This window comes from Methyloprofundus sp. (assembly GCF_965251085.1).
GTDB lineage: Bacteria > Pseudomonadota > Gammaproteobacteria > Methylococcales > Methylomonadaceae > Methyloprofundus.
The window spans coordinates 4,305,421-4,330,885 of sequence record NZ_OZ252594.1; the positions used below are offsets into that span (position 1 = coordinate 4,305,421).

Consider the following 25,465-nt stretch of genomic DNA (forward strand, 5'->3'; position numbering starts at 1 on the left):
AGTAATATGCACGAAATAAAATCTACAACGATTAATGGAAGTGGGATCCTTAGTCCCGCCATTTCCATGCGGGACTAAAGATCCCACTTCCAAGTTGCCTAAGTTATTTCGTGCGCATTTAAATATCATCGTTTATTCAATGCAGCGACAGGGTCCATTCCCGCCGCCTTTCTGGCAGGTAATACACCAAATATCAGCGCGGTTAATAATGCCACCGCCAAAGCCGCCCAGATAGCCCAAACGGGTAAAAACAATGGAAAACCCGGGTAAATGGTTTGCAGAGCAAGTAACACTATCTTGCCTAATAACATCCCGGTCACAGCACCTGCTACTGACAATAGCGCAGCTTCCATTAAAAACAAGCTGATTAACTGTCGCCGGGTAGCACCCAGTGCTTTTAATAAACCAATTTCAGCGGTTCTTTGCGTGACGCTGACCCACATCACATTCATCACTAGAATGCCCGCGACTACCAGGCTAATGCTGGCGATACTGGCGACGGTTAAGGTCAATGCCGCGAGGATATCATCAAAAGTGCTGACCACACTGTCCTGAGTAATCAAAGTCACATCATCTTCGCCATCATGGCGAGCTTTAATAATCTCTCTAATTTCGTCAACGGCCTTATACATGCTTTGTTTTGATTTTGCTTCGACTAGTATTCTGAATAATGAATAGCGGTTAAATAAGGTTTGCGCAGAGGCAACAGGAATAATCACCATATCATCAAAATCCACACCGATAGATTGCCCCTCTGAGGCCAACACGCCTATAACTCGATAGCGTCGATCACTAATGCGCAGCCATTGTCCCAGTGCCTGTTGCTGAAAAAACATTTCATGCTTAATCTTTTGCCCGATAACGCAAACCGGAAGCGCTTTATCCACATCGATTACTGGCAAGAACCGTCCTTGCGCCAGATTTAAATGTCGTACTTCTCGAAAAGCAGCCGTAGAGCCAATAATGGTTGCTTCCCGTTCCAGACCTTTTATCGATACGGGTGCCGCTCCAACGCTAACAGGTGCTATTGCTGCGATATGCCGACTAGCAGACAAGGCTTGCGCATCGGCCAGAGTTAAATCCCTAGGTGTTTCGCCAAAGATAGGCGGCTGTCCACCCGTGGTTTCACTGCGACCCGGTAGTACGATAATTAAATGCGTGCCCAAGGCCTGAAATTCATTCACTATATAGCGCCTGGCACTTTCGCCCAGAGCAGTTAGTACGGTGACTGAGGTGATGCCGATACTCATCGCCATGATAATCAATAGCACCCGAGCCGGTTGCGAACGAATCGCAGCAAAGGCTTGATTGACAGTATCGCTAAAGGTCATGACTTGTAACAAGCTGAACTTTATACCGAGGATGTGCTGAGGCACGAAGCGCGTCAACTTCAAGTGATGCGCTTCGTGCCTCAGCACATCCTACGCTTTGCAGATAAATCCTTTTCCCCAGGTTCATTTTAATTGCCCATCCATAAGATGAATGCAGCGTTGTGCCCGGTCACCTATCGCCTGATCATGAGTAATGGTAATCAGGGTAACTTTTTGCTGGTTTAGCTGCTCCAGTAGCGCAATAATTTCCTGTCCGGTTTTGCTATCCAGATTTCCGGTAGGCTCATCGGCTAATAATATTTCCGGGCGCATAATCATCGCCCGGGCAATAGCGACCCGCTGCATTTGCCCACCGGATAATTGATTCGGCCTATGGGTAGCGCGCTGCTCCAAGTTCACTGCGGCCAGTGCTTCGGCGACTCGCTGCTTACGTTCTTTAACGGCTATGCCTGCTAAAACCATCGGTATTTCAATATTTTCAGCTGCGCTCAATCTCGGAATCAGATGAAAAAATTGAAACACAAAACCAATATTTTCGCGGCGCACACGCGCCAGTTGATCATCATCTAACTGAGTCACATCCTGATCATTCAAGAAATACTTTCCTGAGGAAGGCTGATCCAGCAAGGCAATTACATTCAATAGGGTCGATTTACCCGAACCCGATGGCCCCATAATCGAAACATACTCACCCTTATCAATTCTTAGATTAATATTATTAAGCGCATGGATCTGTTGCCCACCCACCTGAAAAGTACGCGTAATATTTTCTAATTGAATCATTCTTCTACGCTGACATAAGCACCCGCTTCAACACCTTCTCGCCCGATCGATAGCACTAATGCATCGCCTTCAACCAAGCCGGACACTACCTCGATAAAATTCCAGTTAGCCAGGCCAGGCTTAAATTGCCGTTGTTCCAGCAAGCCATCTGCGCTAATGACTAATACCTGATTATTTTCCAGCACAGCTTCGGTAGGCACACGCAAGGCATTTGCTTTGCTGGATAATAACACCTCTATATCTGCACTATAGCCAGGCAATAATTCTTGTAAATCTTTAGCATCACTCAGCTTTACCTCCACTTCTACCGTACGCGCTTGCTTTTCTTTTTCCAATACATACGGGGCAATACGTGAGACGGTACCGGAGCAGCGTTTTTCTGCAAAAGCGTCCAGAGTCACACAAGCACTCATGCCGACTTTTACCTGCGGAGCATCAACTTCGTCAATCGGCGCTGATACATACAGACAGCTAAGGTCAAGTAAATCTATCGGAGGTAAGGTCGGGATTCCAGGGGGTGAGGGTGTGACATATTCACCTAATTCCGCATTAATTTCAGCAACCGTACCATCAAAAGGCGCGCGAATTAAAGTACGCTCGATAGCTGTATTGACCATTACAAAATTTGCCCTGGCCATTTCAATGGCTGCCTGAGCCGCAAAACAAGAAGCCCTGGCAGCTCTTGCTTTAGTCGCTGCTCGATCTAATTGCTCTTCAGAAATAATCCGGTCGTATTTTTTCAAACGAACCAGACGGTGCGCATCTCTTTCAGAACCTTGCGCTATCTCACAGGCTTGTTTGGCCGATGCTTTATCGGCTTTTATTTGAGCTTTACGTAACTTTAATTGTGCGGTTAAATCATCATTCCAGACTTTTAATAATAATTGCTGGCTTTTAACCTTATCACCTTCTTTAACATACAATTCGGCGACATTACCCCCAATTGACGGAGCAAGATAGGCACGGCGACAAGCTTTGACCGTACCCACACGCGTATTGGCAATACTGGCTTTAACTTCACCTTTGGTAACTTTATACTGCGTAACACTAATACGCTCAGGTCCTTTATTAAAATAATAACCTAAGCTAGCGGCTATAAGAATTAGCGTGCAAAGTAGTAATAGTTTTTTGTTCATATACTTTGTTTCCCTGCCTTATTTTTTTGAGGAACAAAATTATTATTTTATCTCTTAAAGAACAAGTAGCAACAAATAAGGTCTGGTCGCGAATCACTAATTGCTTGCGCGCCTTACAATGATACCCACGGTACTAGGGTGTAAATCAAAATACTCGCCGATTTCACGCTGGCTATATTCCCCGGTAGCATAGGCTGTCGTTATCGCTGAATTTCTATCTTCAGCTTGCTGAGCTATCTCTGATAATGGTTTTGCAAGTGCCCTTTTTTGCTTTTTTGGGATATTCAAATCATCTTGAGTTATATCAATTTTGTTTTGCATAGTCGCCACAAACTCTTCATTACCCAAATATATCTGGCCTTTCAATTCTGACCATAGATCAATACTCTGACCAACGCCTTCAAGAACAAATTGCTGATAGCTGCGCTTGGCCTGCTCTCTGCTTTCTCCATATTGAGTTAAAATCCAGTCCGTTGTCAACCAGTCAAATTTATGTGCTTTATCGATCATCGCTAGATAATTACTCCAGGGCCAATCATCAATATTTTGTACCATGCCTTTCGCCCGAAGTGGATTCAGTACAACATAACGAGAAAGTTCAAGAAGATAGCTTTCCTTATCAACAAGAATTGCTTTATAACGCCCCTGAAATAAGTGACCCGTCCGATTATGTCGACGGTTTGTTGCCTGCGTGTACACCCCGTTTAACTGGCGCATACCTTTTGCAAGGTTACCATCCAGCGTTTCGATAATTAAATGATAATGGTTGCTCATCAAACAATAGCCGTGACAAAGCCAATTGAAATCTGTGACAACCTTACCCAGTATATTCAGAAAAATTATTCGATCTTCGTCATCATCAAAGATATCTTCACGCCTATCGCCCCGGGAGGTAACGTGATATAAAGCATTAGGAAATTCAAGTCTGAGAGGTCTGGCCATGTTTTGAACTATACCCTAAGATTGGCAAATTCGCAATTCGGGACCTGACCCTTTTTTGTTCCTGGCTTTAACTTCACCTTTGGTAACTTTATACTGCGTGACACTAATACGCTCAGGTCCTTTACTAAAATAATAACCTACGCCAGCGGCAATAAGAATTAGCGCACAAAATAGTATTAGTTTTTTGTTCATATACCTTGTTTCCCTACCTTATTTTTTTGAGGAACAAAATTATTATTTTATCTCTTAAAGAACAAGTAGCAACAAATAAGGTCTGGTCGTGAATCACAAATTGCTTGCACGCCTTACAATTATACTCACTGTGCTGGGGTGTAAATCAAAATACTCGCTGAATTTCTATCTTCAGCTTGCTGAGCTATCTCTGATAATGGTTTTGCAAGTGCCCTTTTTTGCTTTTTTGGGATATTCAAATCATCTTGAGTTATATCAATTTTGTTTTGCATAGTCGCCACAAACTCTTCATTACCCAAATATATCTGGCCTTTCAATTCTGACCATAGATCAATACTCTGACCAACGCCTTCAAGAACAAATTGCTGATAGCTGCGCTTGGCCTGCTCTCTCCAAATTTAGATAAAATCCAGTCCGTTGTCAACCAGTCAAATTTATGTGCTTTATTGATCATCGCTAGATAGTTACTCCAGGGCCAATCTTCAATATTTTGTACCATGCCTTTCGCCCGAAGTGGATTCAGTACAACATAACGAGAAAGTTCAAGAAGATAGCTTTCCTTATCAACAAGAATTGCTTTGTAACGGCCCTGAAATAAGTGACCCGCCCGATTATGTCGACGGTTTGTTGCCTGTGTGTACACCCCGTTTAACTGGCGCATACCTTTTGCAAGGTTACTATCCAGCGTTTCAATAATTAAATGATAATGGTTACTCATCAAACAATAGCCGTGGCAAAGCCAATTGAAATCTGTGACAACCTTACCCAATATATTCAGAAAAATTATTCGATCTTCGTCATCATCATAGATATCTTCACGTCGATCGCCCCGGGAGGTAACGTGATATAAAGCATTAGGAAATTCAAGTCTGAGGGGTCTGGCCATGTTTTGAACTATACTCTAAGATTGGCAAATTCGCAATTCGGGACCTGACCCTACTCTTCTCTACTCTTCTGATGCTCTTCTGCTCTTTCCTGTTTCTCTGACCCTGTTTCTCCTTTTTTTCTTCGTTAAAATGGGGGGACCTCAGTTTGACTCTATTGGATTCTAGATTATTTCACGTAACAGCGTGCCAAATAACCTATTTTTTAAATAGAAATCGGTGATTTTTAAATAAGATTTTTCTACAAACTATTTTAAACAAGATTATTTTCAATCAATAAGCCTCCATATTATGTGATTTATAGTCAATTAATTACTTTTCCTACTCCACCCAATTAAGACAATCACTGAAATGGTCTGATTATTGCTGCTTTACAACCCCCCTATGTCAACATACCTGTCGCCTGTAAAAATTAATATTAGGAGACAGAAATGGCCATATATAGCCAAGAATTTAAAGTACAATCTGTAGAAAAAGCATTATCCAAACGTGACGAACAAACGCTTCACGATATTGCCGATAATTTACATATTGGTTATTCAACACTTCAAAGATGGATCCGATTAGCCAAGGAAAATAAACTAGAAAATCCTGAAACAAATATGTCAACTGAAAAAAGCCCACAGAGCTGGACTAAAGCACAACGTCTTGAGGCTGTAATGGACTGTCACGGCCTGAACGATGAGCATCTTAGCTCTTACTGCCGAGAAAATGGAATTTACCCGCATCATGTTCAGGAATGGAAATCAGATTTTTTATCAGAACATCAAGCATCTAATTCTACCTCCAGGCAGGAACAAAAAAAACTCAAACAAGAAAATAAACGACTACAGAAAGAGCTCAATCGTAAGGACAGAGCTCTCTCTGAAACGGCGGCTTTACTGGTGTTATCAAAAAAGTGCCAAGCGATCTGGGGGGAAACGGAGGTCGATTAATCTCCTACCCAGATCGCAAACAATACTGTGCACTCGTTAATGAGGCGGTACAAAATGGAGCAAGACAACAGCTGGCTTGCGAGCTTGTTGGCATTACTGCCCGTACTTATCAACGATGGAATCAGGGTGAGAAATTATCAGAAGACCAAAGAATTTATAATGATACCCCTGCACACAACAAGCTATCAGAGGCCGTTACGCAAGAAATATTAAAGGTCATTAACCTGCCAGAATATAGCACGTTAACCCCTTATCAAATAGTACCTACTTTATTAGATTCAGGTCACTATATTGCATCAGAATCAACATTTTACCGAGTAATGAAGGCGCATAATCTACTTAAACACAGAGGTAAAGGGACAGCAGCTCAGCGCAAGAAACCCCGGTCACTAAAAGCGACTGCAGCCAATGAAATCTATTCATGGGATATTACCTATTTATTAAGCCCGGTAAAGGGACAGTACTATTATTTGTATATGGTGATGGATATTTATAGCCGAAAAATAGTTGGCTGGCAGGCTCATGATTGTGAATCAAGTTCTCATGCTGCTGATTTAATAGAAGATATTGTCTACCGAGAAAAAATAGATAAAAACCAGTTGGTAATTCATTCCGACAATGGAAGCCCGATGAAAGGTGCAACGTTAAGAGCAAAAATGATAGATCTGGAAATCAGTCCATCGTACAGCAGGCCACGTGTTAGTAATGATAACCCCTATTCGGAGTCTCTATTTAAAACGGTCAAATACCATTACACCTTTCCAGAAGCCCCCTTTGTCAACCTACACGAAGCAAGGCACTGGGTGGAACAGTTTGTAGATTGGTATAACAATGAGCATCAACACAGTGCGATTAAATATGTAACACCTAATCAACGCCATAAGGGCTTAGATAGTGCAATTCTAGAGAAGAGAAAGAGTGTTATCGAGCAAGCGAAGGAATGTCATCCTGAGCGCTGGAATGGGCGTAACACAAGGAATTTAGACCCTATAAAAACTGTTTTTCTGAATCCTGATAAGGATGAAATCAGCTCGGCAGAAAACGAATTACAGTTGAAAAATATCGCTTAAGTTAACAGTAAAGCAATCGGCGACATAAGCCGCCCATTACCCTTGACAGTCATCGGCTCCTCAGCCTGTACTGTAAGAATATTATATCATTACCCTTGCTTAAATACCTTGGGGGTTTGGGGGCAAAGCCCCCATGAACTTGCGTAGCAAGTTTTATATCACAAAAATGCGACAGGTTGGTTGACATATAGCGCAACTGAGGTTAATATCAATTAGCACAATATAAATTTACGGAGTCAATATAGTGAAAAATAAAATAATTCAACCTAAATCCTGCAAGCATTATACATAATAATCCACAAAACTCCTTATTAAACAATGATATAATATCATTTTCCTGATTTCACTATCTCATTGTTTTAATGAAGCCCTCTAAAGTATCAAAATCCTCATCTCACGTAAGAAACCGTACCCGAACGGTAAAAATGACATCTACAGCACATGGATTGACAAGCCAGGCGGGACTGATTCCCGTCGTGAAATATTTAGACAGGATAGGTTTTGAAAAAACCGTAAAACAAAGCGTTCCACATCGGCGGGGTGAAAATGCAGACCATCACTTATCTGATGTGGTTCTATTGACGTTGGTTGGCATGATGGGGGGAGCAACATCAATGGCAAAGGTGACGACCGTATGGGCAGATAGCGTACTGCGCAAAGTAGCTGGCTGGATAAAGATTCCTGTTGAAACCACAATTTTACGGATCTTTAAAGAAGTAAGTGATAGGCAGATAAGCCAGTTTGAAACGCTCACGCATACTTTGCGTGGTCAACACTGGCGGCGATTGCTTCGTTCCGGAAAATCGAAAACTGGCATACAATCCGTCCAGTGGGTCGATGTCGATTCAACTGTGGACACCGTTTGTGGTCGACAAGAAGGAAGTGCCAAAGGCTTCAACCCCAAAAAGAAAGGTGCCCGTTCATACCATCCACAACGAATAAGGTTAGATTGTGATCGCGAAGCGAGCCACAATCTGAACCGTTTGTTGGACAAGCCCGGCACGATAGTAGGAATTCATTTAATGCGCTCTATGAAAATAGCTTTTTGTTGATCAGCCCGACTGATGAATCGAACCTCTGTTTTTACCTGTTTAACTGAACTTTGAGCGTTGTCCATTGCAGTCAACTCTCAAAGTCCAAGTATCGGAGCAAAATTCTGCCTTAATCTCCGATTTTAGCCCAAGCAACTCCCTCAGCATTTAATCCGCTGATAGCCTGGGTCGAAGTGTTTAAATTTACATAAGCGCTAGTGATTCCAATTGTTAAGTTGGCAAAGGCTGAAACATTATTTCCACCCTGGGTATTTGCCGACGCCCAACAACCATCGCCCCGCCACAACATTTGCAACTGAATGCCGGCCGTACTTTGAGTGCACGCAATATCTTCGTCGGGTCAAACTTTAGCAGGGAGTGAATCAACTTAATAACACCCTTGCTATTCGGATGTAAAAAGCCATAATTGCGCGCACGACGAAAGCCTTTAGGCAAAACATGTTGCAGCACCAGCCACAGAAATTTAGCCCCCGATACCGTTTTGGTTTGATAGCGTTTGGTTTTGCTGTCTTGATAACGGTAGGTTACTTTGCCATTTTGGCAGGATAAGATATCCTGTTCACGAATCACACCACGATACAGGTATCGACCCAGATATATCAATGCTTTATCGCCTGCACCGACAAACTTACAATCGACCACCCATTTTTCCGGAATAGCTGTGGGAAATGGCAACTTTTCTTCGTTCATACGCGCTAGCATCTTTGCACGAAATACTTTTGCTAGTGCTTTATGATGAAACAGGTATTTGCCTTCCTTAGTGCGCCAGAGCTTCTTGATTTTATCCACGATTGCCGCAGGCATAATGACATGAATATGCGGATGATAATTTAATTCGCGTGAGTGTGTATGTAAGACAGCAATCGCCCCGGCATCGCCTTGCAACTGCTTATCATTTTTACTAAAACTCTGTAAAGTCGCCCAGGCACAGTCAAACATCATACTGTAAAGTAACCGCGGATGCTGCCTGGCTAACGACCTTAACTGCGCAGGTAAGGTAAAGGTATTCATAAAATAATCAGCAGGGACTTGTTTTTGTACCTGTCGTTCAATCCATTGTTGACTCTCATGATGTTGACAATGCGGGCAGTTACGCTGGCCACAGGAATGAGGCACAAAGGTTTGATAGTCACAGTCTGCACAGTTAACCTGCATCACAGGACTCAGCTGTGTCCGACAGCTCTTCATGGCATGTAATGCACTGATCTGATTGGAGCGTAAACGAGATTGATACTCGCTTAAAAAGTCAGACTGAAATTGATCAATCACTGCAGCTAGGGTTATCATGAAATCTGCCCCCAGTGAATAGAAAAGTCATTGACTAACTGATTAATGTGCAGCTCTGCATTCTCATCGGTAATATCGGTCAAATGCGTATAGCGAGCCGTGGTTACTAAACTGGTATGGCCCAGAATCTTCTGCAACTCAACTAAATCAACCCCGGCTTCTAACAGGTGAGTGGCGTAACTGTGGCGCAGCGAGTGGCAGGAAATCTTTTTTTTAGTCCCATTTCTTGCGTCACAAGACGGATTGTCTTCTGGATGCCACCGCGATCAAGGGGGGATTCAGCAAGATGTGCACCTTTTAGACCCCGGGCACGGTTGGGAAATACCAGCACTGGATTTTTATGCACAGCCCAAAACTTACGCAACACCTTCAAGGTATTCACAGGCAAAGGCACAAGCCGATCCTTATTGCCTTTGGCATTGCGAATATGTACCCGCATGCGTGTCGCATCAATATCACCTACTTTCAGGCTTAAGCCCTCGCCCAAACGTAAACCTAGACTGTAAATCGTAAAATAAAAAACTCGATAGCTTAGATTACGGGTCGACATAAACAGTTGTTGTGCTTCAACCACAGTGACAATATCGGGTATACGCGTACATCGTGGTGGTTTAATCATTAGCACATCAACCCACGGCTTTTGTAGCACATGTGTATAGAAAAACTTGAGACCATAGAGATCTAGTTTCACGGCACTCCAGGAAAGGCGGCTTAAAAGAGCATGAAAATAATCCACCAGTTGATCTTGCGTTAAGTTATCCAGATGCCCCTGAAAGTGTTCCCCGATACGGCGAATAGCGCGTGAATAAGCGTCAATGGTTTTGGGTTGCAGTCCCTTAAGCTTTAAATGCTTACAGTGCTGGATATAATAATGGTTGAATTTAAGCTCTATCGATGGTGTCATAACAGTGTAACCTCATTATTGTTAGTTGGATGAGCTTACAAGTTACCTGTTATGCATATAACAGGCAATGAGGTTACACTTTAAATTTAAGGGATGCGCTGTTTTTCTCCGCGATAGCGGCTTCGTCCAACTCGCTTTTCTAGCGGAAACAAAAGAAATTTTACAAGCCTGGTTCCGGACAGGCAATGCCTTTACAAGCAATGGTGTTGTAGAATTTACCAAACAGTTACTTGCACACTTGCCCAATCGGATGCGCATTATTTTTCGCGGTGACAGTGGTTATTTTGTCGGTGATTTGCTTGAATTTCTCGATACCAGAGGGCATGGGTATCTAATAAAGGTTAAACTTAAGAATTTGAACGCATTGCTGGCCAAACAGGCCTGGACAGCCATACAAGGCCGACCCGGTTGGGAGCAGAGCGAGTTTCAATATCGTTGTGGTGGCTGGTCTCGCTCTCGTCAGTTTGTCGCGGTCAGGATAAAGCAACCTAAACAAGTGACAGGACCTCAGTCCGAGCTTTGGGATACGGCAGAATATGACTATTTTTGTTATGTAACAACTGAACCTCTATCGCCTTGGCAAACACATAAGAAGTATGGTGAACGAGCGACGTGCGAAACATGGATTGAAGAAGCAAAATCACAAATGGGTTTAGGTAAAATCAGAACGAATCAATTTCTGGCTAATGCCGCATTATTTCATTGCGCCGTTCTTGCCTACAATACCGTGCGCTGGATGGCTCAATTGAGTGGCAACAAAACGTTGTGCCAATGGGAGCCGGATACACTTCGTACTTATCTGATTCGGGTGGCTGGAAAATTACTCACAGGCAATAATCAGCTGAGAGTCAGAACACCTGCAGATCCGCTCTATCCACAGGAATGGGATGATTGGGTTAAGGTGGGGTTACTCGCTTAACATTAACCGAAGTTAAGTCACTTTGATTAAAAGGTCATGGCACGTTGGCAGGGTGTTTATTGCCTTGGGCTCGGGGGATATCCATACGATACAAAAAATTTCCTCTATTTATGATTTAAATCTGGATATTTTGATCGGTTGGACAAAGAGGGCTGGCAAAGCGGCAGTAAAAACCTAATAACCACTTAGCTAGACAGGTTAATGAGAGTCAAAATATGGGCTTGCAGGATTTAGGTTCAATGTTTATTGCTTTCCCATATTATCGGGGCCGGAGTCTTTTTAAATTCAACTGTTAAAGCTGAAGACAGAATTTACTTCAGTAGAGCAAACTGTGCGCTGCCACAGGATATTTTTCAATTGGGAAAGACTAGAAATGAATCCGTTACTTGGGATCCATACGAATTTTATGGGAGAATTTCTAATCCTTCAAAAGATTGGAGGTTTTGGGGGATAGCTACCTTTAGTAATCATTGGACTTTAGGAGTTATAAGACATACTGTATCCGATCTTGAAACATTTGGCATTCATTCGGCAGCTACACATTTGGATATAGCTTCTCAATCATTATGGGGTGCTACTGGACGTCATTTTTACAGAGGACCATTTCAGGAAAGTGATAGAAATACTGATATTATTTATAATGGTTTGTATGTGGAACTACCCGAGACGGCAGCAATAGATTGTAACCTGCAAATATCGCAGTTTTTTGGTTAAAAAGTCATTTAACGAGTAGTAGGTGCTCTACGGCACGCCTACTACTGCTTATGAAGTGCATTGAGCATAGAGTCAGTATCATTTAAAAACCGAGGAAACAAATGTTTTTGAGAAATCATTGGGTAATAAGTTTACTTGTAGCATGTGGCGTTATAGTTATTATATATTTATTACTTTATTCAACTGCAAACGCACCAATTCAATTAACTCAAAAAACACAAGCTTCTGTTCCTACTAAGTTTGTAGTAAAAAATGATAAATATGCTGAAGCTAAAACTTTCTTTAAGAAAACACAGAAAAAAATGCTTGAGGAGTTGTATAGATTGGGAGATAGTGCAAGTCCTTCTGATTTACGACGTATAAACTTTTATGAACGAGGTGGACTGATTAGTTCAACTCCAGAAATAATGGAGATGTCAAAGGGTACTGTTGAATCCATTAGAGAAAAATATCATCAAATGGAAACTCGAGGATATTACAATGTCGAGTATGTAGATGATTTAAATAAAAATGCGAGTTTAATTCAAAAAATAAAAGGTTTTTTTAAGGCTAGTGGAGCAAGTAATTATCATGACGACCTCCAAAACGTTAACGAACATCTAAGTTTTTCAGGCACTGACTTTGATAATTCATTATTTTCTGATATTCCGCGTCTAGCCAGCGAAACATATGGTTCTGTAAGTTTTGATCGTTGGTCAGCAATTAAACATATTTTTGAAGATCCTGAGCTTGGGATCATCAGGCTCAATGAGGAGCAAGCTGGTCCCGCTGGCAAGACCATACATGTATTACCTGAGCAACTTAATGAAACAATCAATGGAAATCTAGCCAACTATACAGTAGAGGTTGCTTCGAATGGAAGTACACTGACTACTTTAAGATGGGTAAATGGCAAAAATATGTATTCAATGTTTATGCAACGAAATGCAGGGCTTAACGATGAGGCAAAGAATTATTTTTTTGAGTTAGCACGTTCGCTACCTGATCCAATAACTGATTAACTCTTATTATAGCTATGAAAAATAAGATCAAATTAATATCTATATCAACTATTTTGTTTTCAGTATGCTTAGTTGGTCTCCAGGCTTTTCAAAACAAAGAGTCAAAACTTGATTTGTTTGAAAAATTTAAAAAGCAGAGTCCGAGTGGTGGAAGAGACGCCTCCAAAAAGGCACTTACAGAAGCAGAAGACAATAGTGCCAATAGTGCCAATAGGATAAGATCACCTTCTTTGTTACAAAATAAATTAGATTCTTTGCAGCAGAAGAAAAATAATAACTCTGAAACTGAAAGATTTGTTGCACAGCAAGACCCTTTCACAGGAGACACTAATGATTATATTCCTGAAATTCCACTTGAAAGCCAGACAGATGTACCAGACTCAACTAAAAAACAATTTCAGAATATATCTGAAACGATGAGAGAGCAAGGATATATTGAAGTAGATGATTATTCTGTGCTCAAAATATCACGTGAAGCAATTTCAATTCAACATCTTGGGTCTAAATCTTTAGAAGATGTTTATGATAGTTTAGTATTTGAACCTACATCAGTTAAGGAGTCGGATTTTGAGCAAGGGGAATATTTAGGGCATAAAACAGAATTAGGATTGCTTGAGGGAAAAGGTTTTCATTCCTCTTCAGAGGGCGTTGACGTTTATGACGAACTTTCAAAGGCTCAGTCTGGTAAAAAAGAAATAGAACCATTGGGTGAGTTTTCACGTTATTATAAATTTTCTGAACTTGGAGTTGTTAAGTTAACTGAACGATTTTTACCTGAAGACAGCGAAACTCGTGTTACACCAGAACTGATGAATACTGATGTAAATGGTAACTATGCTTATTATTTGGTTCAAAAAGGCTCAACTGAGCAATCCCTGAATATGCTTACTTGGATAAATGGAGACCGTCAGTATATTTTAGAAGCTTTAAATACTGGAAATCTTGTGGACGATACTTTCAAACAAGTTTTTTTTAATTTAGCCAATTCTATCCCTTAATTTTAAATAACAAATTCAGAGTGGGTAATTATTAGTGAATAACATACAAAAAAATCAAAGTATTTCTTTGTATATTACTATGGAAATGAGGGCTGGCTTTGCTTCTCAAGAGCATTCAAGAGTCAAAAATTAAGACATAAGTTACATTGAAATGATAAGGGGAAATTTATTATGGCAATATTTGAAAAGGTAATACCACCTCTGGCATCGCTTGCAGGAGTGGTTTCAATTTTGTTGGCTTTAATTTCATTGCTACTAAGTTTTATTGATTATGCTGCGTCTTTGTTTGCATTTTTAGGAATCCCTTTTGCACTGCTCTCCTTATTTAGCAAGCAAGGTGCAACATGGATAAAAATTTTTGGTGTACTTTTTATTATCTCTTTTAGTACCTACTCTTTTCGATCACTATTTGAACAGAATGGACAAGTAATCAATTTTCGTAAGGAATAATAGAAAACTGAAGTGTAACTACTCAGCGTAAATAATTAAAAAAGTTCTTGACAGGGTTTTAGCTCGAATTTTGAGATTTCTAGTAAACTACCGATTAGCTTAGCAACAGGGTATTTTTTGCTTCCGTTTTCATCCTCACCCGCAAATTTCCTTTAAATACAGACGATCCCAGCCAATTTTTTTAATCGCCTTAGGTCAAGGAAAGGTCTACTATAGAATTATGGATTTATGTGGTTTTTTGGAGTAATATTCAACACCTTCTAACGATTTAAAATCTATATCTTGTGTCCATATCACAGCTTTAAATTTTTGACCAGTTGCATAAATAATACTGTCAGCTAGAGGTAATTTATAGTCAACACCATACTTGGTAGCATCAATAGCTAAAGAACTATCCAGCGATACAACTTTCCCTTGCTCCATATGAGCAATAGCTTCCAAAGCCATACCTTCACCACGTTGGCGTAAAATATATTTAAAAACTTCGGTAATAGTAATGCTAGGGACAATTAATTTTTCAATATTTTCTATCGGAGTGGAAAATACTTCTGCATTGGCATCACCTGCAAAATAGGATAACCAGGCTGATGAATCTACTACATTCATACGCGGTCTTGTTCCCGTGGTACTTCCGTATCAATACCTTTTAAAAAGCCTCTCATTTCACTCATAGGCTTGATGGGAATTAACTCTATACGGTTACAGTAAGTTAGCATTTGTACTTTTTGTCCTGAAATTATCCCAATAGACTCTCTTACCTCTTTCGGGATAACGACCTGAAATTTTGGGGAAACAGTTACCGCCCTCATAATCAACCTCATCGATATAAGTATGGTTTTACTATAGTGATATCGATAATATTTGTCAAACACATGGTGTCGTGGTCAGTTGTCGTTGGCAGATATACGATGAACTCAAACCAGAGGGATGCTCAGGTCCCGAATCACGAATCGCAATTAGGGACCTGAGCACTTTTTTTAGCGGAATATGCAGACTAGCCTTAATAGATATTTTCACCCACCGAAAAGGCGAGTATTTTACTGATATGCGTGTATGGCAACTGCGTTTGTTTATGCCAGTCGTTGAATGCAGTTTGTATCAGCTGCATATCTCTCATGGAACTTGCCAATCCATACAGGCCTATATCCGCCTGACGCAATGCTTGTAGTACATCCGAACTTAAAATAAAACTGTCTATACCCGCCAGCCTTAATATCCGTGGGCCAGTATTTCCTCCCAGGCGAGCACCTCTTTGCTTGAGCAATTTAAACAATTCTACAATATTGGACGTGGGCCATAGACCGATAAATTTAGCGAAACTTCCGTGTTCGCGAGCAATTTCATTAATCCACTGTGCATTTTTTGGAACTGTTATTATCTTTTGCATATTACGGATTATGCGTACGTCTTTGACTAAGGTTTCCAAGTCTTCAGGGGATAAAAATTCCAGCACTTGCGGATTAAATTTGTTAAATACGATTTCAAATTCAGGCCATTTATTTTCCACGACTTTCCAGGTAAAGCCAGCTTGAAAAATACACTTGGTCATTATGGACAAGATTCGGTCATCTTTTTGCGAGCAGACTTCCTGAATAGTTGTTATCGGAGGCAATAGAGCTTGTAGCTGATCTTCGCCGCCTTTTCTTTTTGCCGCACGTTGATAAATTTGCTCAAAATCTTGCATCTATAATACCCTCTAGAACTTCAAAATTTCACCTTATTACGTATTACTCTCAGCCATAAGTAAAAAAACTTGAAACATCGGTTAGTTAAAAATTCGTCATTCCCGAAATCTTTTATCGGGAATCTTTGCTTAACCTACTGGAGGCTGTCCGAGAATAGAAAACCTGCTACGGAAAAAGCCTTTTTGGCCATTTTTTCCGTTCATTTTCGTTAAAGAGCACAACTATTCGCCTCAAATGAACGAAAAAACTGACTCAAAATAGCTTTCCCTCGCGACGGTTTCTATTCTCGGACAGCCTCCTAGATTCCTGCTAAAAGCATACAGGAATGACGAAGCATAGCTGAGAGTTTTGAGTAATCAGAAAATTATAAGTAATTCAACACATGTTTACTCAACTGTTACTGATTTTGCTAAATTTCGGGGTTGGTCGACATCCGTCCCTTTAAGGACTGCCACATGGTAGGACAGTAGTTGTAGCGGAATTACGTAAACAATCGGTGAGATGAGATTGTTTACTTTCGGCATGCGCACGATTTGCACATGCTCATCTTCTTCTGTATTGATTGATTCATCTAGAAAGACGATTAATTGCCCGCCTCGCGCACTGACTTCCTGTATATTTGACTTTAGTTTTTCTAATAAACTATTATTCGGAGCAACGGTTACCACCGGCATTTCTGCATCTATCAGTGCTAAGGGACCATGTTTTAATTCCCCCGCCGGATAGGCTTCGGCATGAATATAGGATATTTCTTTTAGCTTTAAAGCACCTTCCATTGCAATAGGGTAATGCGTCCCTCTGCCTAAAAATAAGGCGTGATTTTTTTCAGCGAACTGTACTGATAAGGTTTCTATTTCTGTATCAATCTGCAATACATCTTCAATGATACGCGGTACCTTAAATAATTCCGTGGTAATTTCCTGTTCGGTTTCGGCCGTTAATGAAAACCGCCTACCTACCGCGACAACCAATAACATCAAAGAGACTAGCTGAGTGGTAAAAGCTTTGGTCGATGCCACACCAATTTCAGGACCAGCGCGGGTCATTAACACCAGGTCTGATTCTCTGACCAGAGAACTTTCAGGTACATTGCAAATACTTAAAGAATACTTAGCGCCCAATCTTTTTGCTTCGGCTAATGCAGCCAGAGTATCGGCGGTTTCACCAGATTGAGAAATAGTAACCACTAATGTATCTTCTGCTAATACGGGTTTTCGGTAACGAAATTCACTGGCAACTTCTATTCGGCAAGGTACCCGCGCCAATTTTTCAAACCAGTATTCTGCAACTAGGCCCGAATGAAAGCTGGTACCACAGGCCAGTATTTGTATTGCTTTTACCTTATCAAATATTTCTGCGGCATTATGCCCAAAAGCATAATCTTGCAATTGATTATCAATAAAGCGGCCTTCCAGCGTTTCTGCAATGGCATTCGGTTGCTCATAAATTTCCTTGAGCATATAGTGGCGATATTCACCTTTATCTACCGCATCCGCCGTTAAGCTACTTTCTTTTATAGGCCGCTGAACAATTTGATCATGCTGATCATAAATCACCAGACTATCTATTTTTAACTCTGCTATATCTCCTTCTTCTAAAAAGATAAAACGCTGAGTAACAGGGAGTAATGCCGCAACATCTGATGCTATAAAATATTCCCCTATACCAACCCCAACAACTAACGGGCTACCTTTGCGGCAAGTAATTAAGGTATTTTCGTCACCTCTGCTTAATACACCCAATGCATACGCACCTTCCAGCTGATTAATTGTATTTTTAACCGCTTGCAGTAAAGTGTCAGTTTGTTCTAGTTCGTGATAAATCTGATGAGCAATAACCTCGGTATCTGTTTCCGAGCTAAACTGGTAACCTTGTTGTTTTTGCGTCTCACGTAAGGCTTGATGGTTTTCAATAATGCCATTATGAACTACGGCCACTTTGTTATTGCATATATGTGGGTGAGCATTCTGGGTGCTGGGTTTTCCATGCGTTGCCCAGCGGGTATGTGCAATGCCTATATTTCCACTAAATGGGTCAGCCGCCAGCAAGTCCTCCAGGCCTTTTACCTTGCCAATCTGTCGCTGCCGGTGAATTGATTTATCGGCTATAACTGCCAGTCCTGCAGAATCATAACCCCGATATTCCAGACGTTTTAAGCCCTCTACTAAAATGGGAACGACATTTCTTTGCGCAATTCCACCTACGATGCCACACATATTATTGCTCCTTTTTCACGGGACGTTGCCAGCTTTGTATACTGATTTGTTTGGACCGGGTTAAGGTTAGTTGATCATCCGGGGTATTTTTGGTGATGGTAGAACCTGCGCCTATCGTCGCATTTTTACCCACCGTTACCGGTGCAATTAGTTGCGTATCTGAACCGATAAAAGCGCCGTCTTCAATTACCGTACGGAATTTATTCACCCCATCATAATTACAGGTAATGGTACCCGCGCCTATATTCACCTGGCTACCTATCGTTGCATCACCTATATAGCTGAGGTGATTAATTTTACTTCCCTTAGCCACCGTTGCTTTTTTAATTTCTACAAAATTTCCTACATGCACTTGTTCAGCTAATTCAGCGAGCGGGCGTAGTCTTGCAAAAGGCCCAATTCTACTTCCAGCCCCGACCACTGCATTATCAATAACGCAATTAGCGAGTATTTCCACATTATCACCGATGACAGAATTATTAATCATCGTATTAGCACCAATATTTACATTATTACCTATGCTATTTTTTCCTTCAAATATCACATTGATGTCAACTGAAATATCTTGCCCTAATGATACAAAAGACCCACGGCAATCAACTCTTGCAGGATCTAATAAAGTAACGCCTTGCTCCATTAACTTATCAGCCTGTCCAGCCTGATAAACTCGTTCAAGATGGCTGAGTTGCTTACGATTATTAACCCCTAACACTTCGTCTACCGTTTCTGGATGACTGGTTTTAATCGCTATGCCATCATTCACGGCCATTTCTATAACGTCCGTTAAATAAAATTCCTGCTGGGCGTTATTATTTTCTAAGCGGGAAACCCAGCTTTTTAATTGCCCCCCTTTTAGCGCAAGAATACCGGTATTAACTTCTGTAATCAGTTGCTGCTGATCTGATGCATCTTTTTGTTCGACAATTTTGCGCACCTGACCAGATTCATCTCGAACTATCCGGCCATACCCTGTCGGGTTTTCTAATACTACGGTTAATAAACCCATGCTTTGCGCTGAAACATTGGCTAATAAGCTATCGATTGACTGTTTTGCCAGTAAAGGGACATCACCGTATAAAATCAACACGGTATCCTCATTTTCAATCATACTCTCGGCTTGTAATACTGCATGGCCAGTGCCTAACTGCTGTTTCTGTTCAATCCACTGAGCATCAAGTTCAGATAACGTTTGTTTGACCAATTCACCGCCATGTCCATAAATGATGAGGACTTCATTATCATCTATCAGCTTGCTAGTATCATAGACATGTTGCAACAAACTACGCTTGGCAACTTTATGCAAAACTTTCGGCATGGCTGAGCGCATACGCGTACCTTGACCTGCGGCTAATATGATTGTTTTTACCGTCATGCTATTCCTTTGTACCTTTCGTGTATTTGATTTATATAGAGCAGTATTGCTCGTGAAAGTAAGCAATTGTTATGTAGCAGCAATTTCTTAATCTATTGATACTTCGCGCCGTGACTTCGCAAATTTTATAGTGAGTTGCTTGTAAGTACAAGCATTAAGACTAGAGTAGAGTTTGCATTGAGGAATTAATGTCTATCTACCTCGAACAGACCTTCTCAGTTATTTTTATGTAGAATCATATGCCACGGAACTTATGTAACAATTGCTTATTATTCTAGGAAAATGATCTAAGTTGTAGTTAAAAACTGCTGGTATATAAATTTATTAAATTGAAGGTGTTGAAGATATTGTTTATGAAAGTTTGTATAAATCACTCAATGATTTAGATAATAAATAAATCAGCTTTCCGGAATTCCTGCCATTTCTAGTCCATGAATATACAAATCAATCTGCTCCTGCCTTTTTAAATAAAATAATTTTTCGCGTGCAAAGGCACAACTAAACTCTGGCAATTCCTTTAATAACTGCGCTTTAGCTGTTGCCAACTCTTGATGTTGTAAATAAGCTAGAGCGACAACTTTATGCGCCGCCGCCCAGTATTGGCAATTGGGGATAATGCTCGCGCTTTCAGCCCATTGCACAGCCTTTGCATAATCTTGTTTAAAGATTAGCACTAATGCACCGTAAGTATAAAAAGCCCATAATTGCGGATCATTGGGACTTAATGCAATCGCCTTATCAAAACATTTGATAGCTTCTTCATAACGCCCTTCATAAGCCAGTGAATCGCCTAGACCACAATGCGCTGCTGCAAATGAAGAATTCAAACTGATGGCTTTTTTATTTTCTGCAATGGCCCGATCATATTCCCGTCTTGCTAATAATACCCTAGCCTTGAGCGCATAAAACGTGGCATTCTGAGCATCCAGAGATAACGCCTTATCACAAGCCTGCAACGCTCTATCCAACAATGCCTGAGTTGGCTTGGTTTGCCAGTAAATCATGCCCAAAATTAGCGCATAAGCCCACCAGGCAAAGGCTTCACCAAAATTTTCATCTAGCTGTTGGCTTTGTAATAATAGATCTTGAGCATGCTGATTATCAGCACCGGTAAATTTAAAAAAATGGTAGATACCTAAGTGATAGCAATCCCAGGCCTGTAAATTTGCAGGCCGGGCATGAATGACTTTATTACGTTCGGCGGAGCCAATTTCTGGCTCCAGACGGGCAACTATCATTTCAGTGATTTCATCCTGCAGCGAGAAAATATCCGCTATTTCACGATCATAACGTTCACCCCATTTTTGGTGACCGCTGGCAGCATCAATTAAATTTGCAGAAACTCGTACCCTATTAGCAACGCGCTGTACACTGCCCTCAACGACATAATCTACTGCGAGCTCTATACCCAATTGTCGGATATCAACTGCTTTGCCTTTATAGCCAAAAGTCGTATTGCGGGCAGTCACATCCAGCCAGCGATGCCTGGATAAAAAGGTGATAATATCTGCACTAACTCCATCGCTGAAATATTCGTGATCAGGCTCACTGGATAAATTTGCAAATGGCAAAACTGCAATGGCTGGCTTGCTATTATTTGACAGGTTTTGATTCCTGAGCGCTTGCGAGTCAAACCCCTCGTCTGCATTTATAATACCTACCCGCCCCTGATCCGCCTCTACTTCTGCGACAAAGCGAAAGCCTTTCTTATGAATCGTACGAATAACTTGCTGGGTGCGACCACTATCCCCCAGAACCTGGCGCGCTGTTTTAATTCGACTGCTTAAGGCAGCCTCCGACACAATTCGCCCCCTCCACACTTGTTCATTAATCTCTTGCTTTGAAACCATGCGCTCGCGATTGACAATTAATAAAGTGATCAGCTCGATAACCTGAGGCTCTATAGCTTGTGCTACACCACCCTTGCTCAGCTCAAAGCAGTCCGTGTCCAGCATGAATTCATTAAAGCGATAAATCATAATCAATTTTTAGCATCAAACGGTGTGCTCCCAAGTTTATATCGAGTAATACCCACATTATACCAATCTTCAGCTTTTCTCCAGAATTAAACCAGAGTACCTACAAGCACTTGCAGAACTTGATATCTATAATATTAACCGTGGATTTAATAAACCACAGAACATTAACTTTAAAAGGAAATACTCATGACAACGACTACTGAAAAATATCTAATCAACTGTCAGGAAGGCGCTAACCACATGGAACGTGCCACCATTTCATTTATACTGGCTGTTACTGCATCTAAAACCAGTGAAGCAGCTGTTTTTATCACCTCAGATGCTTCTCAGCTTTGTCTCAAAGGCGGCGCTGATGGTCTGACCTCTGAAGGCCTGGAACCCATTGCTGACTTAATTCAGCAGTTTGTGCAAAATGGTGGCAAGATATGGCTTTGCCCGGTTTGTGCAAAAGTTAAAGGAATCACGCAAGATGACTTGATTACAGGTGTAGAAATTGCCGGTGCGCCAAAAACCATGGCCTTTTTAGCCAGTGGTGCAAAAGTTTTAGCTTAAACCTAGAAAAACCGAATAAAAAGAGGATAGCAGCATGTATCAAGAGCGCGCAGAGTGTGGCAATCTGCCTGAATTATTACAGCAATTAGGCAAGTATCTGGAGTCGTATCTTCAGTTCGAACACCCCGATGCCATGTGCAACGAAGCTAGCTGGAAGGCTATGCTAGGGGGGGCTTTACCTGAGCAGGGCACAGGCAGTGAGCAATTGATGGATATCATCAGGCAACATCTTATTCCTAATGGTTCACAAGTTCCTAAACCCGGCTGCACTTCTTTTATTACGACCGGCGCCACTTCAATGGGTATCATTGCCACTCTGAGCGGTGCCGTTGCAGCACCTCAGCGAGTGGGCCTTACCGCATTTAACTATCTTGAGGAAGTCTCACTGCAATGGATGGCCGAGATGTTTGAATTGCCAACAACGATGAAAGGTGTCTATAGCAGTGGCGGCTCAGTTGCCAACCTGGTTGCTCTGGGAGCGGCTAGACAATGGGCATTTGAAAAACTGGGCGTCAATACCGCTGAAGAAGGTATACAAAAACCCTGCCGATTGTATGCCAGCAGCGCTTGCCATCGCACTATACACCGCGCTGCGGCTGTACTAGGCATGGGCCGATCTGCAGTAGTTTCAATTGCTACTGACAACAACGGGCGCATGTGTCCGGCGGCATTACGTCAGCAATTACAGGCTGATGCTGAGAGCGGCTTTGTTTCCGTGGCTGTGGTTGCCAATGCCGGAACCACAAATACAGGGGCTATAGACCCGCTAGCTGAAATTGGAGAAATTGCGCAAGCCTTCAATATCTGGTTTCATGTGGACGGCGCGTATGGGCTGCCGGGCATACTCGACCCGCGCATACGACCTCTTTACCAGGGATTAGCACTGGCCGACTCGGTCATAGTCGACCCGCATAAATGGCTAGGTGCGCCGGTAGGGATAGGTGCCACTTATGTGCGTGATCGCAGTATTTTAAATCGCGCCTTTAGCCAGGGGCCTGCGGATTACCTAGAGGGTGCATGTCATGATGACAATATTGAAAACTCCATGCTCAGTATGGGGGTTCCCTATCATGATTTTGGCGTTGAATTATCGGCACCTTCTCGTGGCGCAGTGGTCTGGGCGCTTATTCAAGAAATAGGTAAAACAGGCATGCAGGAACGTATTTGCCGACATAATGATATGGCGCGACTGGTCGCAGAATTGGCGCATAGTCACCCTAACCTGGAAGTGGTACAGGAGCCTACGCTGTCCATTTGTTGCTTTCGTTATATCTGTAATCAAGTGCCCAATCTTAATGATTTTAACAAACAGATTCATCGCCTATTAGTGCAGCAAGGGCGTAGCATTCCCAGCACTACAATCATCAATGACACACTGGTGATTCGTCCCTGTTTTGTCGGGGCCAGAACCAATGAGCAACATGCCAGAGAATTGATAGAGGATGTCCTTAGCGCAGGGCAACAGTTGCTAACAAATAACCACAAACAATATACATTTAGCTAGAGGATAAGATCATGAGCAATCGTTACGCTAGCATTCTCGAAACCATAGGTAACACACCCGTAGTACGTATTAATAAATTGGGGCCTAAAGACGTCAATATTTTTGTAAAAGTAGAATCCTTTAACCCCATGGGCTCAGTCAAAGACCGCTTAGCCCTCGGAGTCATTGAAGATGCTGAACGCCGTGGCGAACTACAGCCTGGGCAAACCATCGTGGAAGCGACCAGTGGCAATACCGGCATAGGCCTGGCCATGGTTTGCGCGCAAAAAGGCTACCCACTGGTTATCTGCATGGCAGAAAACTTCAGTGTAGAAAGGCGTAAAATGATACGTTTTTTAGGCGCCCAGGTCATATTGACTCCCGCTTCCGATAAAGGATCTGGTATGGTCGCTAAAGCGGCTGAACTAGCTGAGGCAAATGGCTGGTGGCAGCCGAAACAATTTGAAAATCCAGCCAATGCAGATACCCACGCGAAAACCACCGCAGTAGAAATATTGCGTGACTTTGCTGATATTTCTCTGGATTACTGGGTCAGTGGTTTTGGAACCGGCGGGACACTTAATGGCGTCTCCCGGGTATTAAAAGCTGAAAGCCCTTTTACTAAAATTATGGTTTGTGAACCAGATAACTCGCAAATTCTGGCTAGCGGCATAGCTCAATTACGCAATGCAGATGGTTCGCATAGTGCAAGTCACCCTAATTTCCGCCCACATCTAATGCAGGGCTGGTCTCCCGACTTTATTCCACAACTAGCAGAACAAGCACTGAACTGCGCACATATAGATGGGTATATCCCAATAGACGGAAACTTTTCGCTGCAATGCGCAAAAGACCTGGCACAGAAGGAAGGTATTTTTGTCGGTATTTCCGCTGGCGCTACCTTAGCAGGGGCATTAACGTTAGCGGAATCCGTCCCCGAGGGTTCTAATATTCTCTGCATGCTACCCGATACAGGAGAGCGCTATCTTTCTACGCCTTTATTTGATGATGTGGCTAGCGAAATGACCACCGAAGAACAAGCAATATCACGCTCTACGCCAGGCTTTCGCTTTGATTTAAGTGCACCACCCTGCCCAATAGACGATACAGATGAACTAGACGAGCATGCCGTTAAATATGTTGAAGCTTTAGTCAATGACCTTGATAAGCCTATCATTATGTTTGCTCTGGAATGGTGCGAATTCTGCTGGTCTGTGCGCAAAGTGCTGGATAAATATGAAATTCCTTACCACTCTGTCGACCTGGATTCCGTTGCCTTTCAAGAGGATAATCGGGGCACTAAAATGCGCACAGCGCTACGTAATAAAACAGCCTGGAATACTTTCCCGCAGATTTTTATTCAGGGTAAATTTCTCGGCGGTTGTACTGATTTATTTGATGGCTGTAAGGATGGCAGTTTATTGAGTCGGCTAGACGACTTGCAGATCCCACGCAATGACTCGATTGATTCTGACCCTTACAGTTTTTTACCAGGCTGGCTGCATCCGCGTTAAAGAAAGACATTTTCCTGATTACGTACAACTCTCAGCCATAGTAGAATAAAGTTTGAAACACCAGTA

General features: G+C 42.0%; 23 protein-coding genes and 2 pseudogenes. 10 read left to right on the top strand and 15 right to left on the bottom strand.

Annotation, left to right across the window (positions count from 1 at the left end):
* Positions 1 to 125 precede the first annotated feature (125 nt).
* The 7 genes from ACQY3F_RS20225 to ACQY3F_RS20255 all read right to left on the bottom strand — a co-directional run bounded on the left by ACQY3F_RS20225 (position 126) and on the right by ACQY3F_RS20255 (position 5,270).
* Positions 126 to 1,331, bottom strand: a complete 1,206-nt coding sequence (locus tag ACQY3F_RS20225) for an ABC transporter permease (RefSeq protein WP_428357756.1) — start codon at positions 1,329 to 1,331, stop codon at positions 126 to 128.
* Between the two features lie 123 nt (positions 1,332 to 1,454).
* Entirely contained in the window at positions 1,455 to 2,114 is a 660-nt protein-coding gene (locus ACQY3F_RS20230; protein WP_428356860.1) for an ABC transporter ATP-binding protein, read from the bottom strand.
* Positions 2,111 to 3,250: an efflux RND transporter periplasmic adaptor subunit gene (locus tag ACQY3F_RS20235; RefSeq protein ID WP_428356862.1), complete on the bottom strand. Its 1,140-nt coding sequence runs from the start codon at positions 3,248 to 3,250 to the stop codon at positions 2,111 to 2,113. Before ACQY3F_RS20235 ends, ACQY3F_RS20230 begins: the two co-directional genes overlap by 4 nt.
* Positions 3,251 to 3,346: 96 nt before the next feature.
* Entirely contained in the window at positions 3,347 to 4,192 is an 846-nt protein-coding gene (locus ACQY3F_RS20240) for a transposase (protein ID WP_428356864.1), read from the bottom strand.
* A gap of 15 nt (positions 4,193 to 4,207) precedes the next feature.
* Complete coding sequence (locus ACQY3F_RS20245) at positions 4,208 to 4,384, bottom strand: hypothetical protein (RefSeq protein ID WP_428356865.1); 177 nt, start codon at positions 4,382 to 4,384, stop codon at positions 4,208 to 4,210.
* 125 nt (positions 4,385 to 4,509) lie between these two features.
* Positions 4,510 to 4,683: a hypothetical protein gene (locus ACQY3F_RS20250; protein WP_428356867.1), complete on the bottom strand. Its 174-nt coding sequence runs from the start codon at positions 4,681 to 4,683 to the stop codon at positions 4,510 to 4,512.
* 14 nt (positions 4,684 to 4,697) lie between these two features.
* Positions 4,698 to 5,270 carry a transposase gene (locus ACQY3F_RS20255; protein ID WP_428356869.1) on the bottom strand — a complete coding sequence of 191 codons (573 nt, stop codon included), beginning with the start codon at positions 5,268 to 5,270 and terminating at the stop codon, positions 4,698 to 4,700.
* A 429-nt stretch (positions 5,271 to 5,699) separates the two neighbouring features.
* Here ACQY3F_RS20255 and ACQY3F_RS20260 point away from each other — a divergent pair.
* Together ACQY3F_RS20260 and ACQY3F_RS20265 are read left to right on the top strand one after the other, a co-directional pair.
* Positions 5,700 to 7,273 (top strand): IS3 family transposase gene (locus tag ACQY3F_RS20260; protein WP_428356870.1). Its coding sequence is split into 2 segments (ribosomal slippage): positions 5,700 to 6,174 and positions 6,174 to 7,273, totalling 1,575 coding nucleotides; the frame shifts between segments, so codons are not numbered across the junction.
* Positions 7,274 to 7,635: 362 nt separating this feature from the next.
* Positions 7,636 to 8,325 (top strand): transposase, encoded by a 690-nt coding sequence (locus tag ACQY3F_RS20265; protein ID WP_428353770.1) that lies wholly within the window; start codon positions 7,636 to 7,638, stop codon positions 8,323 to 8,325.
* A gap of 210 nt (positions 8,326 to 8,535) precedes the next feature.
* On the opposite strand, the gene ACQY3F_RS20270 is transcribed toward ACQY3F_RS20265, so the two are convergent.
* Together ACQY3F_RS20270 and ACQY3F_RS20275 are read right to left on the bottom strand one after the other, a co-directional pair.
* On the bottom strand, positions 8,536 to 9,612 hold the full coding sequence (locus ACQY3F_RS20270; RefSeq protein ID WP_428352924.1) for an IS91 family transposase: 1,077 nt from the start codon (positions 9,610 to 9,612) through the stop codon (positions 8,536 to 8,538).
* A pseudogene (locus ACQY3F_RS20275) lies at positions 9,609 to 10,516 on the bottom strand (tyrosine-type recombinase/integrase). Before ACQY3F_RS20275 ends, ACQY3F_RS20270 begins: the two are co-directional and overlap by 4 nt.
* 127 nt (positions 10,517 to 10,643) lie before the next feature.
* Here ACQY3F_RS20275 and ACQY3F_RS20280 point away from each other — a divergent pair.
* From ACQY3F_RS20280 to ACQY3F_RS20300, 5 genes and pseudogenes are all read left to right on the top strand, one after another.
* A pseudogene (locus ACQY3F_RS20280) lies at positions 10,644 to 11,435 on the top strand (IS1380 family transposase); the annotation flags it as partial.
* Between the two features lie 246 nt (positions 11,436 to 11,681).
* Positions 11,682 to 12,149, top strand: coding sequence for a hypothetical protein (locus ACQY3F_RS20285; protein ID WP_428356871.1), 468 nt, complete (start codon positions 11,682 to 11,684; stop codon positions 12,147 to 12,149).
* A gap of 101 nt (positions 12,150 to 12,250) precedes the next feature.
* Entirely contained in the window at positions 12,251 to 13,150 is a 900-nt protein-coding gene (locus tag ACQY3F_RS20290) for a hypothetical protein (protein ID WP_428356873.1), read from the top strand.
* A 14-nt stretch (positions 13,151 to 13,164) separates the two neighbouring features.
* On the top strand, positions 13,165 to 14,148 hold the full coding sequence (locus ACQY3F_RS20295) for a hypothetical protein (protein ID WP_428356874.1): 984 nt from the start codon (positions 13,165 to 13,167) through the stop codon (positions 14,146 to 14,148).
* A 171-nt stretch (positions 14,149 to 14,319) separates the two neighbouring features.
* Positions 14,320 to 14,598, top strand: coding sequence for a hypothetical protein (locus tag ACQY3F_RS20300; RefSeq protein ID WP_428356875.1), 279 nt, complete (start codon positions 14,320 to 14,322; stop codon positions 14,596 to 14,598).
* A 210-nt stretch (positions 14,599 to 14,808) separates the two neighbouring features.
* Here the strand turns inward: ACQY3F_RS20300 and ACQY3F_RS20305 are convergent, their stop codons facing one another.
* The 6 genes from ACQY3F_RS20305 to ACQY3F_RS20330 form a co-directional block, all read right to left on the bottom strand.
* On the bottom strand, positions 14,809 to 15,204 hold the full coding sequence (locus ACQY3F_RS20305; protein WP_428356877.1) for a type II toxin-antitoxin system VapC family toxin: 396 nt from the start codon (positions 15,202 to 15,204) through the stop codon (positions 14,809 to 14,811).
* Complete coding sequence (locus ACQY3F_RS20310; protein WP_428356878.1) at positions 15,201 to 15,419, bottom strand: AbrB/MazE/SpoVT family DNA-binding domain-containing protein; 219 nt, start codon at positions 15,417 to 15,419, stop codon at positions 15,201 to 15,203. Before ACQY3F_RS20310 ends, ACQY3F_RS20305 begins: the two co-directional genes overlap by 4 nt.
* 179 nt (positions 15,420 to 15,598) lie before the next feature.
* Positions 15,599 to 16,282 carry a DNA-3-methyladenine glycosylase I gene (locus ACQY3F_RS20315; RefSeq protein ID WP_428356879.1) on the bottom strand — a complete coding sequence of 228 codons (684 nt, stop codon included), beginning with the start codon at positions 16,280 to 16,282 and terminating at the stop codon, positions 15,599 to 15,601.
* A gap of 387 nt (positions 16,283 to 16,669) precedes the next feature.
* Positions 16,670 to 18,499, bottom strand: coding sequence for a glutamine--fructose-6-phosphate transaminase (isomerizing) (gene glmS, locus ACQY3F_RS20320; protein WP_428356880.1), 1,830 nt, complete (start codon positions 18,497 to 18,499; stop codon positions 16,670 to 16,672).
* Between the two features lies 1 nt (position 18,500).
* On the bottom strand, positions 18,501 to 19,871 hold the full coding sequence (glmU, locus tag ACQY3F_RS20325; protein WP_428356881.1) for a bifunctional UDP-N-acetylglucosamine diphosphorylase/glucosamine-1-phosphate N-acetyltransferase GlmU: 1,371 nt from the start codon (positions 19,869 to 19,871) through the stop codon (positions 18,501 to 18,503).
* Between the two features lie 398 nt (positions 19,872 to 20,269).
* Positions 20,270 to 21,850 carry a winged helix-turn-helix domain-containing tetratricopeptide repeat protein gene (locus ACQY3F_RS20330; RefSeq protein ID WP_428356882.1) on the bottom strand — a complete coding sequence of 527 codons (1,581 nt, stop codon included), beginning with the start codon at positions 21,848 to 21,850 and terminating at the stop codon, positions 20,270 to 20,272.
* 186 nt (positions 21,851 to 22,036) lie between these two features.
* Between ACQY3F_RS20330 and ACQY3F_RS20335 the strand changes: the two genes are divergently transcribed.
* From ACQY3F_RS20335 to ACQY3F_RS20345, 3 genes are read left to right on the top strand one after another with little or no spacing between them, the layout of a single operon-like run.
* Positions 22,037 to 22,402 (top strand): DsrE family protein, encoded by a 366-nt coding sequence (locus ACQY3F_RS20335; protein WP_428356884.1) that lies wholly within the window; start codon positions 22,037 to 22,039, stop codon positions 22,400 to 22,402.
* Positions 22,403 to 22,436: 34 nt separating this feature from the next.
* Complete coding sequence (locus ACQY3F_RS20340) at positions 22,437 to 23,906, top strand: pyridoxal phosphate-dependent decarboxylase family protein (protein ID WP_428356886.1); 1,470 nt, start codon at positions 22,437 to 22,439, stop codon at positions 23,904 to 23,906.
* Positions 23,907 to 23,917: 11 nt separating this feature from the next.
* Positions 23,918 to 25,399: a pyridoxal-phosphate dependent enzyme gene (locus ACQY3F_RS20345; protein WP_428356888.1), complete on the top strand. Its 1,482-nt coding sequence runs from the start codon at positions 23,918 to 23,920 to the stop codon at positions 25,397 to 25,399.
* The last annotated feature ends 66 nt before the right edge of the window (positions 25,400 to 25,465 follow it).

Bases quoted from the DNA above. Each gene is read 5' to 3' on its own strand.
- ACQY3F_RS20225 (WP_428357756.1), bottom strand. From the start codon at position 1,331: ATGACCTTTAGCGATACTGTCAATCAAGCCTTTGCTGCGATTCGTTCG.
- ACQY3F_RS20230 (WP_428356860.1), bottom strand. From the start codon at position 2,114: ATGATTCAATTAGAAAATATTACGCGTACTTTTCAGGTGGGTGGGCAA.
- ACQY3F_RS20235 (WP_428356862.1), bottom strand. From the start codon at position 3,250: ATGAACAAAAAACTATTACTACTTTGCACGCTAATTCTTATAGCCGCT.
- ACQY3F_RS20240 (WP_428356864.1), bottom strand. From the start codon at position 4,192: ATGGCCAGACCTCTCAGACTTGAATTTCCTAATGCTTTATATCACGTT.
- ACQY3F_RS20245 (WP_428356865.1), bottom strand. From the start codon at position 4,384: ATGAACAAAAAACTAATACTATTTTGTGCGCTAATTCTTATTGCCGCT.
- ACQY3F_RS20255 (WP_428356869.1), bottom strand. From the start codon at position 5,270: ATGGCCAGACCCCTCAGACTTGAATTTCCTAATGCTTTATATCACGTT.
- ACQY3F_RS20265 (WP_428353770.1), top strand. From the start codon at position 7,636: ATGAAGCCCTCTAAAGTATCAAAATCCTCATCTCACGTAAGAAACCGT.
- ACQY3F_RS20270 (WP_428352924.1), bottom strand. From the start codon at position 9,612: ATGATAACCCTAGCTGCAGTGATTGATCAATTTCAGTCTGACTTTTTA.
- ACQY3F_RS20290 (WP_428356873.1), top strand. From the start codon at position 12,251: ATGTTTTTGAGAAATCATTGGGTAATAAGTTTACTTGTAGCATGTGGC.
- ACQY3F_RS20295 (WP_428356874.1), top strand. From the start codon at position 13,165: ATGAAAAATAAGATCAAATTAATATCTATATCAACTATTTTGTTTTCA.
- ACQY3F_RS20300 (WP_428356875.1), top strand. From the start codon at position 14,320: ATGGCAATATTTGAAAAGGTAATACCACCTCTGGCATCGCTTGCAGGA.
- ACQY3F_RS20305 (WP_428356877.1), bottom strand. From the start codon at position 15,204: ATGAATGTAGTAGATTCATCAGCCTGGTTATCCTATTTTGCAGGTGAT.
- ACQY3F_RS20310 (WP_428356878.1), bottom strand. From the start codon at position 15,419: ATGAGGTTGATTATGAGGGCGGTAACTGTTTCCCCAAAATTTCAGGTC.
- ACQY3F_RS20315 (WP_428356879.1), bottom strand. From the start codon at position 16,282: ATGCAAGATTTTGAGCAAATTTATCAACGTGCGGCAAAAAGAAAAGGC.
- glmS (WP_428356880.1), bottom strand. From the start codon at position 18,499: ATGTGTGGCATCGTAGGTGGAATTGCGCAAAGAAATGTCGTTCCCATT.
- glmU (WP_428356881.1), bottom strand. From the start codon at position 19,871: ATGACGGTAAAAACAATCATATTAGCCGCAGGTCAAGGTACGCGTATG.
- ACQY3F_RS20330 (WP_428356882.1), bottom strand. From the start codon at position 21,850: ATGATTTATCGCTTTAATGAATTCATGCTGGACACGGACTGCTTTGAG.
- ACQY3F_RS20335 (WP_428356884.1), top strand. From the start codon at position 22,037: ATGACAACGACTACTGAAAAATATCTAATCAACTGTCAGGAAGGCGCT.
- ACQY3F_RS20340 (WP_428356886.1), top strand. From the start codon at position 22,437: ATGTATCAAGAGCGCGCAGAGTGTGGCAATCTGCCTGAATTATTACAG.
- ACQY3F_RS20345 (WP_428356888.1), top strand. From the start codon at position 23,918: ATGAGCAATCGTTACGCTAGCATTCTCGAAACCATAGGTAACACACCC.